At 61.8% G+C, this 11963-nt stretch carries 10 protein-coding genes and 8 tRNA genes; 5 read left to right on the plus strand and 13 right to left on the minus strand.

The window, feature by feature from the left end; all coding sequences use genetic code 11:
- Positions 1-119: 119 nt before the first annotated feature.
- From HA399_RS13860 to HA399_RS13905, 10 genes are all read right to left on the minus strand, one after another.
- The gene (locus tag HA399_RS13860; protein WP_043333883.1) at positions 120-893 is read right to left on the minus strand and encodes an ABC transporter permease; all 774 of its coding nucleotides are present in this window, start codon (positions 891-893) and stop codon (positions 120-122) included.
- Positions 890-1858 carry an ABC transporter ATP-binding protein gene (locus tag HA399_RS13865; RefSeq protein WP_043333884.1) on the minus strand — a complete coding sequence of 323 codons (969 nt, stop codon included), beginning with the start codon at positions 1856-1858 and terminating at the stop codon, positions 890-892. The genes HA399_RS13860 and HA399_RS13865 overlap by 4 nt, the downstream gene beginning before the upstream one ends.
- 451 nt (positions 1859-2309) lie before the next feature.
- Positions 2310-2384: transfer RNA gene (locus HA399_RS13870), tRNA-Gly, on the minus strand.
- A 35-nt stretch (positions 2385-2419) separates the two neighbouring features.
- A tRNA-Glu gene (locus HA399_RS13875) sits at positions 2420-2495 on the minus strand.
- 100 nt (positions 2496-2595) lie between these two features.
- Positions 2596-2670 (minus strand) — tRNA-Gly (locus HA399_RS13880).
- Positions 2671-2740: 70 nt separating this feature from the next.
- Positions 2741-2816 (minus strand) — tRNA-Glu (locus HA399_RS13885).
- A gap of 142 nt (positions 2817-2958) precedes the next feature.
- Positions 2959-3033: transfer RNA gene (locus HA399_RS13890), tRNA-Gly, on the minus strand.
- A gap of 37 nt (positions 3034-3070) precedes the next feature.
- Positions 3071-3146: transfer RNA gene (locus HA399_RS13895), tRNA-Glu, on the minus strand.
- Positions 3147-3235: 89 nt separating this feature from the next.
- Positions 3236-3310: transfer RNA gene (locus HA399_RS13900), tRNA-Gly, on the minus strand.
- 26 nt (positions 3311-3336) lie between these two features.
- A tRNA-Glu gene (locus tag HA399_RS13905) sits at positions 3337-3412 on the minus strand.
- Between the two features lie 268 nt (positions 3413-3680).
- Here HA399_RS13905 and msrB point away from each other — a divergent pair.
- The 4 genes from msrB to htpX all read left to right on the plus strand — a co-directional run bounded on the left by msrB (position 3681) and on the right by htpX (position 7887).
- Positions 3681-4103: a peptide-methionine (R)-S-oxide reductase MsrB gene (gene msrB / locus HA399_RS13910; RefSeq protein ID WP_043334292.1), complete on the plus strand. Its 423-nt coding sequence runs from the start codon at positions 3681-3683 to the stop codon at positions 4101-4103.
- Positions 4104-4337: 234 nt separating this feature from the next.
- Positions 4338-5315: a ribosome biogenesis GTPase YlqF gene (gene ylqF, locus HA399_RS13915; protein ID WP_043334293.1), complete on the plus strand. Its 978-nt coding sequence runs from the start codon at positions 4338-4340 to the stop codon at positions 5313-5315.
- 238 nt (positions 5316-5553) lie between these two features.
- Positions 5554-6792 carry a pyridoxal phosphate-dependent aminotransferase gene (locus HA399_RS13920; protein ID WP_043334294.1) on the plus strand — a complete coding sequence of 413 codons (1239 nt, stop codon included), beginning with the start codon at positions 5554-5556 and terminating at the stop codon, positions 6790-6792.
- 195 nt (positions 6793-6987) lie between these two features.
- Complete coding sequence (htpX, locus tag HA399_RS13925; RefSeq protein WP_107336103.1) at positions 6988-7887, plus strand: protease HtpX; 900 nt, start codon at positions 6988-6990, stop codon at positions 7885-7887.
- Positions 7888-7988: 101 nt separating this feature from the next.
- On the opposite strand, the gene nhaC is transcribed toward htpX, so the two are convergent.
- Together nhaC and pdxB are read right to left on the minus strand one after the other, a co-directional pair.
- On the minus strand, positions 7989-9545 hold the full coding sequence (gene nhaC / locus HA399_RS13930; RefSeq protein ID WP_064503312.1) for a Na+/H+ antiporter NhaC: 1557 nt from the start codon (positions 9543-9545) through the stop codon (positions 7989-7991).
- Between the two features lie 303 nt (positions 9546-9848).
- On the minus strand, positions 9849-11027 hold the full coding sequence (gene pdxB / locus HA399_RS13935; RefSeq protein ID WP_043334303.1) for a 4-phosphoerythronate dehydrogenase PdxB: 1179 nt from the start codon (positions 11025-11027) through the stop codon (positions 9849-9851).
- A gap of 211 nt (positions 11028-11238) precedes the next feature.
- Here pdxB and HA399_RS13940 point away from each other — a divergent pair, with 211 nt between their 5' ends.
- Positions 11239-11517 (plus strand): WGR domain-containing protein, encoded by a 279-nt coding sequence (locus HA399_RS13940; protein WP_043334304.1) that lies wholly within the window; start codon positions 11239-11241, stop codon positions 11515-11517.
- A 93-nt stretch (positions 11518-11610) separates the two neighbouring features.
- On the opposite strand, the gene HA399_RS13945 is transcribed toward HA399_RS13940, so the two are convergent.
- Positions 11611-11961 (minus strand): glutaredoxin family protein, encoded by a 351-nt coding sequence (locus HA399_RS13945; protein ID WP_404325304.1) that lies wholly within the window; start codon positions 11959-11961, stop codon positions 11611-11613.
- Positions 11962-11963 lie beyond the last annotated feature (2 nt).

Consider the following 11963-nt stretch of genomic DNA (forward strand, 5'->3'; position numbering starts at 1 on the left):
GAAATAGGCCAATAAAGCATCGATATCAGGGGCGCAGACAGCAGAACGCCGGCAGAAGCCGGCGTTGCATGCACTGGCGCGATAGCGCGCATCTTACCATCATCGTCTGGGCGACATCTTCAGCTGCGGATGCCCTTGCCACGCTCCAGCAGCCACAGCGCAAAGGCGAACAGGCCGATGATGAAGGCCACGATGGCCGCCATCGCCGGGCCGACGCTGATGTCCGAGACGCCCAGAATGCCGTAGCGGAAGGTGTTGACCATATAGAGGATCGGGTTGGCCAGCGACACCGTCTGCCAGAATTCCGGCAGCATGTGGATGGAATAGAAGACGCCACCCAGGTAGGTCAGCGGCGTGAGCACGAAGGTCGGAATGATCGAGATGTCATCGAACTTGCGCGCGAACAGCGCATTGATGAAGCCACCGATGGAGAACAGCAGCGCCGTCAGCACCACGACCATGATGGTCAGGAAGGGGTGATGGATATCGAGGTCCGTGAACAGGAAGGCCACGGCGGTCACGATGATGCCGACCCCCAGCCCGCGCACGGCGCCACCGATGATGTAGCCGAGCAGGATGATCCACGAGGGCAGCGGCGAGACCATCAGCTCCTCGATGCTGCGCTGGAACTTGTTGGAGAAGAATGACGAGGCCACGTTGGAATACGAGTTGGTGATCACCGACATCATGATCAGCCCCGGCACGATGTAATCCATGTAGCTGATGCCATCCATGGTGCCGATGCGCGAGCCGATGAGATTGCCGAAGATGACGAAATAGAGCGTCATGGTGATGGAAGGCGGCAACAGCGTCTGCGGCCAGATGCGCGTGAAACGACGGACTTCCTTGACGACGATGGTGACCAGAGCCACCCATAGCTGACGGGGGTTCACTGCGTGATCTCCTTGGCAACATTGGAGGCGATACCGCTTTCGGCGTTGGAACGCTCGACCAGGTCGACGAACAGCTCCTCGAGACGATTGGCACGATTGCGCATCGACACCACGGTGATGCCGGCCCGATCCAGCGCCGCGAAGGCGGTATTGATCGACTGGCCCTTGCGCACGGCGAGCGCCAGCTGCTGAGGGTCACTCAAGGAAACCTCGAACCCGGCAATCACCGGCGCCTTGGTCAGCGGCTCACGAATGTCGAGCAGGAAGGTTTCCGCATCCAGCTCCTTGAGCAGCTCACGCATGCTGGTGTTATGCACGATCTCGCCATGGTTGATGATGGCGATGTTGCGGCACAGGCTCTCGGCCTCTTCCAGGTAATGCGTGGTGAGGATGATAGTGGTGCCCTCCTCACGATTGATGCGGCGCATGAATTCCCACATTGAGCGGCGCAATTCGATATCCACACCGGCCGTCGGCTCATCGAGAATCAACAGACGCGGCTTGTGAATCAGCGCACGAGCAATCATCAGACGGCGCTTCATGCCACCGGACAGCATGCGTGAGGGGGTGTCGCGCTTGTCCCACAGCCCGAGGTCCCTGAGCAGACGCTCGGCACGCGGGCGGGCTTCCTTCATCGGCATACCGTAATAACCCGCCTGGGTCATCACGATGTCCTGCACCTTCTCGAACTGATTGAAGTTGAACTCCTGCGGCACGACGCCGAGGTGATACTTGGCCTTCGAGAAGTCCTTGTCGATATCGATTCCGTAGATCTCGACCTTGCCTGCGGTCTTCTGCACCAGCGAACTCACCACGCCGAGGGTCGTGGACTTGCCGGCCCCATTGGGGCCCAGCAGCGCGAAGAAATCGCCCTCGGGGACGTCAAGATCAATCCCCTTGAGCGCCTCAAAACCGTTGCCGTAGACCTTGGTCAGGCCACGGATAGACAAGGCAGGTCGTGACATCGGACACCTGTAATCGATTGACGCTGTCAGCCAGCACAGCAGAAAAGACGCATCTGAGAACAATTGCGCAACAGTGATGGCACCGTTTCGCCGTCCGCGAACATGAAAATCAGACGCAAGATATTGGATGCGCATGGTAACGCATTCGGCGCTGCCACATCAGACACACGGCAGAAAGGCATTAGTGCGCCACGGGAAACAAGCAGAGGGAGAAAATCACGCGGGGACAGCACCAGAGAGCGGCGCAGAACAGGGTGAAGAGGAATTTCAGGCACAAAAAAATCGCCAGTGACGTAACACGATGATCGTGTCTGTCAGGCGATGGCGTACTGCTATGTCATGCTTCAGCTTGCAACGTCACATTCGACTGGAGCGGGAAACGAGCTTCGATCGTACTGGCGTTCCAGCGGACTGGCGTTCCAGATCGCGACCTATCATTGCGCTTTTCGACTGGAGCGGGAAACGAGATTCGAACTCGCGACCCCAACCTTGGCAAGGTTGTGCTCTACCACTGAGCTATTCCCGCCTGTCGAAACACAAAAACTGCGGCGTAAAACAGAATGGCGTCCCATAGGGGGTTCGAACCCCTGTTACCGCCGTGAAAGGGCGGTGTCCTGGACCACTAGACGAATGGGACACACGTTAGAAAAAGCCATGCTTAATCTAAATGGAGCGGGAAACGAGATTCGATCGGACTGGCGAACCAGCTCGCGACCTTGTCGCATTGCCTTTTCCTTTGGAGCGGGAAACGAGATTCGAACTCGCGACCCCAACCTTGGCAAGGTTGTGCTCTACCACTGAGCTATTCCCGCACCGGGTGTCATGAACCTGTGCTCACGACATCTGTCTTACTGCTGGCTTGCCACACCATCATGCTCTGCATGGCGTCCCATAGGGGGTTCGAACCCCTGTTACCGCCGTGAAAGGGCGGTGTCCTGGACCACTAGACGAATGGGACGTACTGGAGCGGGAAACGAGATTCGATCGTACTGGCGGACCAGCTCGCGACCTTATCGCATTGCCTTTACCTCTGGAGCGAGAGATGAGATTCGACCGGGCTGACGTTCAGCTCGCGACCTTGTCACACCACTTGTTCCTAATGGAGCGGGAAACGAGATTCGAACTCGCGACCCCAACCTTGGCAAGGTTGTGCTCTACCACTGAGCTATTCCCGCAACACAAGCAGATCATGCGACCACACAAGACCGAAGATGGCGTCCCATAGGGGGTTCGAACCCCTGTTACCGCCGTGAAAGGGCGGTGTCCTAGACCACTAGACGAATGGGACACACTGGAGCGGGAAACGAGATTCGATCGGACTGGCGAGCCATTGGACTGGCATTCCAGCTCGCGACCTTGTCGCATTGCCTTTTCCTTTGGAGCGGGAAACGAGATTCGAACTCGCGACCCCAACCTTGGCAAGGTTGTGCTCTACCACTGAGCTATTCCCGCACTCCGGTCTCTACGCTGCAAGAAAGTGGCGTCCCATAGGGGGTTCGAACCCCTGTTACCGCCGTGAAAGGGCGGTGTCCTGGACCACTAGACGAATGGGACGTAACGTTCTTTCCTCGTCGAGGTGGCGCGTATATTACAAAGACCCTCCCCCTTCGTCAACCCCCTGCTTCAACAGGATTTTTCCGGCGTTGGCCAAGTGCATCCACCACATGCTTGTGGTCACGCCCTGACGCCCGCATTCTTGGGGTATGTACCGGGTTTCGCGTGAAGACCGGCAGCCACTCTTTTCGAATTGCCGCGCAGGAGAACTTGCTTGCAGGTTCACACGAGCGCCATTCGAGAAACGCATAGATAGAGAGAAGAGATCATGAGCGAACAAGACCCGCAGACTCAGGACAAGTTGATTCGCAGTGAAGAGGAGTGGCGCAAGCGCCTGACGCCGGAACAATATCGGGTGACGCGCGAGGCAGGGACCGAGCGCCCCTTCACCGGCGATCACGAAGTCAGCCCGACGCCGGGTACCTATCACTGCATCGCCTGTGACGCCAAGCTGTTCGACAACGACACCAAGTTCGATTCCGGCTGTGGCTGGCCGAGCTTCGACCGCCCCTATGCCGATGCCGCCGTCGAGGAGCACTTCGATACCAGCCATGGCATGCGTCGCGTGGAAGTGCGCTGTCGCCGTTGCGAGTCCCACCTGGGGCACGTCTTCCCTGATGGCCCGACTGACACCGGTCAGCGCTACTGCATCAACTCCGTCGCGCTGCGCTTCAAGCCGATACGTGCCTGACGCTCGGGACATCGATAGTCGATAGAGGCGCTGGGGCAGTGATTACCGGATAGCGCGCCTCCATGGCCAGGCCGCCTCTGATAGAATGCGTCGCCATACGCGTCCCCTCCTCTCCCGCATGCCATGTAGCGTCATCCCTGATGGATGAGCGCCTTCCCTGGCATGCGGGAAGAAGGAGGCAGGACAGAGGTGACAGAACAACCGTCATACCCCTGACGGCAGGAGAGAAGCGACATGCTGGGCTGGTATCCGGGACATATGCACAAGGCACGCCGTCAGATAAAGGACGCGCTGCCCGAGATCGACGTGGTCATCGAAGTCCTCGATGCCCGCCTCCCCTACTCCAGCACCAATCCGGTGCTGTCCGAACTGACCCGCCACAAGCCGGTACTCAAGCTGCTGTCTCGCGCCGATCTGGCGGACCCGGCACGCACCCGCGAGTGGGTCGAGTATTTCGATGCCCTGCCCAACACCCGCGCACTGGCGATCACCACGCTTGAGGCGCGTGACCTCAAGCAGATTCCGCGCCTGTGCCGTGAGATGGCCGGCCATATCCGCGTCGATCGTGATGCGCGCGTGATGGTGATGGGCATCCCCAACGTCGGCAAGTCGACGCTGATCAATGGCCTGGCGGGTCGCAAGATCGCCAAGACCGGCAACGAGCCCGCCGTCACCAAGCGCCAGCAGAAGATTCGCATCGACGGTGGCATCGCCCTGATCGATACCCCCGGGGTGATGTGGCCGAAGATCGAGGACCAGGCCAGCGCCTATCGTCTGGCCGGCAGCGGCGCGATCCGCGACACCGCCATCGATTACACCGATGTGGCGGTGATCGTCGCGGCCGAGCTGGCCAAGCGCTACCCCACGGAGCTGACCGCACGCTACAAGCTGAAGTCACTGCCGGCCTACAGCGCCAACCCTGACGCCGAGCGAGTCGAGAGTGATGGCCCGCGCAAGGTCGATCTGATGGCGCTGTCCGGCTTCAATGGGGTCGCGATTCTGGAAGAGATCGCCAGCAAGCGCGGCGGCCTGCGTGCCGGTGGCATCATCGACCTGCACCGTGGTGCCGAGGTGCTGCTGCATGAACTGCGCGACGGCAAGCTTGGGCGCCTGACACTGGAAACACCCGCCGACATTCCTGCCGAGCCGGTGCCGGAAGCCAGTGGCGAGACAGAAGATGGAGCCGAAACGCGTGAGCAAGAGAGCGAATAACGCTACCAGAACAAGGCGCTAACGCGACTCTCGCCTGGCTCCCGCCCGCGGGAGACGCTTGAATTCCAGTTGAAAATCCCGCCAAAAAACCTCTGGCGGGATTTTTTTCTGCCTGAACATCTCAAACCACAAATTTAACCACGCTATTGGCCCTTGGCCGTGGCGCGGCAGGCCAGCGGCGCGATATGCTGGACGCTCGCCCCTACACCTTACGTGACGGAGATCTACGGAAAGCATCATGGATACCGAGCAAAGAAAGCCCCGCGAAATTCGCAAGTCACACAAGCTGGACAACGTCTGCTATGACATTCGCGGGCCGGTTCTCGAACACGCCAAGCGTCTCGAGGACGAGGGCCATCGCATTCTCAAGCTCAATATCGGCAACCCGGCGCCCTTCGGCTTCGAGGCACCGGAAGAGATTCTGCAGGACGTGATGCGCAACCTGCCGACAGCGCAGGGCTATTGTGATTCCAAGGGGCTTTACTCTGCGCGCAAGGCGATCATGCAGGAGTGCCAGCGCAAGGATATCCAGGGTGTCGGGATCGAGGACATCTACGTCGGCAACGGCGTCTCGGAATTGATCGTGCTGGCCATGCAGGCATTGCTCGATGATGGCGACGAGCTGCTGGTGCCGGCGCCGGATTACCCGCTATGGACCGCTGCCGCCAACCTGGCCGGTGGTCGCGCCGTGCACTATCTGTGTGACGAAGCGCAGGACTGGGCGCCCTCCATCGAGGACATCCGCGCCAAGGTGACCAGCCACACCAAGGGCATCGTGCTGATCAACCCGAACAACCCGACCGGCGCGGTCTATCCGCCCGCGGTGGTGAAGGACATCCTGCAGGTCGCGCGCGAATTCGGTCTGGTGGTGTTCTCTGACGAGATCTACGACAAGATCCTCTACGACGGCACCGAGCACGTCTCCACCGGCGCGCTGGCCGATGACCTGCTGGTCGTGACCATGAACGGCCTGTCCAAGAGCTACCGCTGCGCCGGCTTCCGCTCCGGCTGGATGATTCTCTCCGGCGACAAGCGCCCGGCGGCCGACTTCATCTCCGGCCTCGACATGCTGGCCAGCATGCGCCTGTGCGCCAATGTGCCGGCGCAGCACGCCATCCAGACGGCGCTCGGCGGCTATCAGTCGATCAATGATCTGGTACTGCCGGGCGGACGCCTGCTGGCCCAGCGTGACGCGGCCTGGAAGAAGCTCAACGAGATTCCCGGCGTCAGCTGCGTGAAGCCCAAGGGCGCGCTCTACATGTTCCCGCGGCTCGACCCCGAGATGTACCCCTTCGAGGACGACCAGCAGATGGTGCTGGAGCTGTTGCTGGAAGAGAAGATGCTGCTGGTGCAAGGCACCGCCTTCAACTGGCCGAATCCGGATCACCTGCGCATCGTCACCCTGCCCTACGCCGACCAGCTGGAAGAAGCCATCGAACGCCTCGGCCGCTTCCTGGCGCGACGTCGCAAGGCCTGACATCGGCCCAGCCCCCGCGATCAAGGGGCTACGCAGGTCGCCTCCAGTGGTGATACCTTGCTGTCCTTGCAGACCGTCCTTGCAGACTGTCGACGCAAATTCTGCCTGCGCTGCCGCCAGTGATTCATCTCACTGTCAGTATCGCGGGCAGATAATTGCGCCCTACCGATATATTGGCATTGGAGACCTGACCCCATGATGCGGATAGCCCTTTTCCTGATCACCAACCTGGCGGTGGTGCTGCTGGCCAGTGTCACGCTGCGCCTGCTGGGCTTCGATGGCTACATGGAAGCCAACGGCATCAACTACACGGCGCTGCTGATCTTCTGCTTCATCATCGGCATGGCCGGTTCCGTGATCTCGCTGTTCCTGTCCAAGACGATGGCCAAGTCCTCGACCGGCACCGTGATCATCGAACAGCCGCAGAACGACACCGAGCGCTGGCTGCTGGACACCGTCGGAGAACTGGCGCGCGACGCTGGCATCAAGATGCCGGAAGTCGGCATCTTCCCGGCGCAGCAATCCAATGCCTTCGCCACCGGCTGGAACCGCAATGATGCGCTGGTCGCTGTCTCGGCCGGCCTGCTCAATCGCATGCGTCCCGAGGAAGTGCGCGCCGTGCTGGCGCACGAGATCGGCCACGTAGCCAACGGCGACATGGTGACGCTGACGCTGATCCAGGGCGTGGTGAACACCTTCGTGATGTTCTTCGCGCGTATCGCCGCACACGCCATCGACGCCTTCCTCAAGCGCGATGACGAGAACGGCGGCCTGGGCTTCTTCGGCTACATGGCGGTCGTGTTCGTGCTGGAAATGGTGCTGGGCCTGGTGGCCTCGATGATCGTCGCCTGGTTCTCGCGCTGGCGCGAATACCGTGCCGATGCCGCAGGCGCAGGCCTGGCGGGCAGCGGCTCGATGATCAACGCCTTGGCTCGCCTCAAGCAGGAACATGAGCTGCCGGACCAGATGCCCGACACCATGACCGCCTTCGCCATCACCACCGGCAAGAGCCGCAAGCTGATGGAGCAACTGTTCGCCAGCCACCCGCCGCTGGATGACCGTATCGCCGCGCTCAAGGCCGCTGCCTACAAGTAAGCTCCGCCAATCCTGCACGGACTGAACTCCCCCTGCAGACAGCAAAAAGCCCGCCACGTGATACACGTGGCGGGCTTTTCTCTTTATCCCTCAGGGCTGAGTCAGCGTGACTCTGAGGTCTCGTGGGGCGTATCCAGCACCAGCGACTCGGCCAGCGGCGTCGGCTCCACGCCTTCAGCCCCCTCACCCTCTTCAAGGCGCTCCAGCTTGAAGCCGACCATGGCGTAGGCCACCGCCAGCGCCAGATTGATCAGGTTGAACAGCGCAAAGGGCAGGTAGCTCAAGGTCGCGACGCCCAGGGTGGCCGCCATGTAGGCACCGCAGCTGTTCCAGGGGATCAGCGGCGAAGTGATGGTGCCGGAGTCTTCCAGCGCGCGTGACAGGTTGACCGGCGCCAGGCGGCGGCGGCGGAACTCGGCGCGATACATGCGCCCCGGCAGGATGACCGAGATGTACTGATCGCCGGTCACCACATTGGAGGCCAGGCAGGTCCCCAGCGTGGTGATGACCAGCGAACCGGCATTGCGTGTCGCGCCCAGAAGGCTCTGCACCAGACGCTCCAGCAGGCCGAGGCGTTCGATCACGCCACCGAAGGTCATCGCCGACAGGATCAGCCACACGGTGTTGAGCATGCTGCTCATGCCGCCCTTGGAGAGCAGCGAGTCGATCACCTCATCACCGCTGTGGGAGACATAGCCATCGAACATCGACATCCACACGCCCTTGAGCAGCGCCATGGCGGTGGACATGTCAGTGACGCTTGCCAGCCCCACCACCGCCTGCGGCTGGAAGATGACCGCGAAGACGGCGCCCAACGCCGCGCCGATGAAGATGGCCGGGAATGCGGGCATCTGACGCACGGCCATCACCAGCAGCACCAGGAGCGGAATCAGCAGGTGCAGGCCGATGTTGAACTGCTCGCCCAGCTGGGCACGCAGATTGGCGACCTGCTCCGGCGTCTGCAGGCTGGAGACGGAGTCATGGCCGAGCCACAGGAAGCCTGCCAGCGCGAGCAGGATGCTGGGCACGGTCGTCCACAGCATGTGACGAATATGCGCGAACAGCGTGGTGCCGGCCGCTGCCGGCGCCAGATTGGTGGTATCGGACAGCGGCGAGAGCTTGTCACCGAAGTAGGCCCCGGAAATCACCGCGCCGGCGGTGATCGCCTCGGACAGCCCCAGGCCATCGGCGATACCGATCAGGCCGATGCCGATGGTACCGGCGACCGTCCACGAGCTGCCCACCGACAGCGCCACCAGCGCGCACAGCAGACAGGCGGAGGCATAGAAGTATTGCGGCGCGATCACGTCCAGACCGTAATAGATCATCGCCGGCACGGTGCCACCGAGAATCCAGGTGCCGATCATCGCGCCGACCGCGAGCAGGATCAGGATCGCGCCCAGCGAGATCTGGATGCCCTTGTTGATCCCCTCTTCGATATCGCTCCAGCGATAGCCGTTCTTGAGACCGATCAGACCCGCGATCATCGCGCCGGACAGCAGCGCGACCTGATTGGGCCCCCAGGAGGCATCGGCACCGAACAGCACCACCGCCAGCACCAGCATGGCGATGACCAGCACGATGGGAATCAGGGCATCCAGCAGAGAAGGCGGACGATAGCCGCTGTCCTCAGCAGAGTTATCAGGGTGTTGTTGCATTCAAGACACCATCTTCAAGAAATGAGGACGCCGACACGCCGCGTGGTGACGGGCATGGCAGAAGACACGGAGAATGGGGAGCAACGCCGCAGCGTCAGGCGGGGCATGCCGTCAAGGCCAGCCCCTGCGCGTGTCGCCAGGCGATCTGGGGCGCATTATATCGACCAAGGTCGAAGACCGAAACGGTCAAGGATTCAGCCATGCGGCAAGGTCGTCGTCCATCAAGCGACCTCCACAATGCGAACGCCCCCGCCAGCAGAGCTGACAGGGGCGTTCCAGGGGGCCTTGCGAGTCACGCCGTGATCATTTGCTGACCAGCTTGACGCGGGAGAAGCCGAAGCCCTCCAGCACCTCACGCAGTTCGCGGGCATTCTTCTTGAGCTCGACGCGCAGCGTGGAGAACTCGCGACGCAGCGGATATTCCCGTCGATAACGCACGAAGCCCTCGGCATTGCCGAAACGGCGCTGATAGCGACGCAGGCCCAGCGCATCGCGGCGCACGTCATAACAGGCGCGTACGCAGAGCCCCAGCGCCTCTTCCGGCGGCGCCCAACCCGTCAGCACCAGCTTGCGCAGCCACGGGTCCGGCTTGAGCTGACCCAGCTTGCGGCGCGCCGGCAGTCCGAAGTGACGACAGGCCTGCTGATAGATGATCTCGGTGCCCTGCATCTTGCCATCCAGGCTATGCCCGGCGATGTGCGGCGTGGCGATGTCCACCAGTGCGGCCAGCTCGGCATCGATATCCGGCTCGTTTTCCCACACATCCAGCACGGTCAGCAGGTCAGCCTGCTCCTTGAGGCGCTGCTTGAGCGCCGCGGTATCGACACAGCCACCGCGGCCGGCACTCAGCAGCACGCTGCCGGGCTTCATGGCGCGGATGCGCTCGGCATTGATCAGATGATGGGTCGGATGCTCGCCACCGGTGACCATCGGGGTGTGCACGCAGATGACATCACACTCGGCGACCAGCTCATCGAGGTCCACGAAGCGGGACTTCTCGGGGCGCTCATCGCTCTGGCCCTCAAGCGCGGCACGCGGCGGGTCACAGACCAGCACCTCGGCACCCAGCGACTCGAGACGCTTGACCAGCCGTGACCCGACCTGCCCGGCCCCGACCACGCCGAAGCGGCGGTCCAGCTGCAGATCCAGCCCTTCCTGCTCGGCCAGATGCCACAGCGACGACAGCACGTAATCCACCACCGAGTCGGCATTGCAGCCCGGCGCGTTGGTGAAGTGGATATCGTTGGCCGCGAGCCATTCGAGATCGGCATGGTCTGTGCCGATGATCGGCGAGCCGACGAAGCGCACCCGCGTTCCTTCCAACAGCGCCTGATCCACGCGCAAGGTAGAGCGACAGATCAGCATGTCGACGTCCTTGAGGACGGCATTGGTGATCTCGCGAGTCGGCATGCAGGTCACCTCTCCCAGTTCGGAGAAGAATTCCTCTGCCAGAGGGACGTTATCGTCCACGATGATGTGCATCTGTTGCCTTTCCTTGCTGTGGCAATGAGTGTCGCTGCGGGTTCACGGGCCAGCATGAGCGCCTGAGTGACTTCACACCTTGCCGCAAGGCACGTGAAGATTACAATGGTATGCTTGCTTGCCCGCCGCCGTGCCATCTTAGGCGCACGCAACGGGCGTCACAAGCTCATGATTGAGTCCAGCCACCATCGTTTCGCCTCGGGAGTCACGCGTGATCATCCGCTGGGAAAGCCACCACGATTACGTTCTGGTCCATGTGCATCAGGACATGTTCGGCGACTGGATCGTCAGCCGCTCATGGGGCCAGATCGGCACCCAGTTCGGCGGATTGAAGCACGATCTCGCCGAAAGCCACGAGCAGGCCATGACCTGGGTCAGCGACCTCGCCCACATCCAGGCCTCACGCGGCTACACCAAGGTGCTGGAGGCCACGGCCGATAGCCCGGAAGCCGAAGACGCCATGCGCCAGATGTCGCTGCTGGAGAGTTAGTGCGCAGCACGGTGCCGGACACGAAAAGACCGCCGCTACCCTGAGGTAGCGGCGGTCTTTTTGCACCAGCTTATAGCGACACATCTGCGCCTCTCAGCGCAGAAAGCGACGCCCGTTGCGCAGGGTGGGCCCCTGCGGCTCAGTGGCTGAGTCGTGCTCGGCTGGGGGCGTGATTTCGACACCCTGCTCGAGGCGCTGCTCGACGCCCTGCGCACGCAACCACTCCGGCAACACCTCTTCGCCATCGGCCAGCGAATACTCCGCACCCGAGGCGCTCGCCAGCACAGGAATGCGTGTCGCGTAACGCTCGCTCAACTGCGCGTCGAAGGCGATCTCGACACACGTGAGCGTGACATCCGCCCCCAGCGCCTGCAGCGTGGCTTCCAGCCGAGCACACAGATGACAGCCCGCCGTGGTGTAGAGCCACAGCGGGACGCTGGCCATCG

The organism is Cobetia sp. UIB-001, assembly GCF_044789135.1.
In the GTDB taxonomy this organism is placed as follows: Bacteria; Pseudomonadota; Gammaproteobacteria; order Pseudomonadales; family Halomonadaceae; genus Cobetia; species Cobetia amphilecti.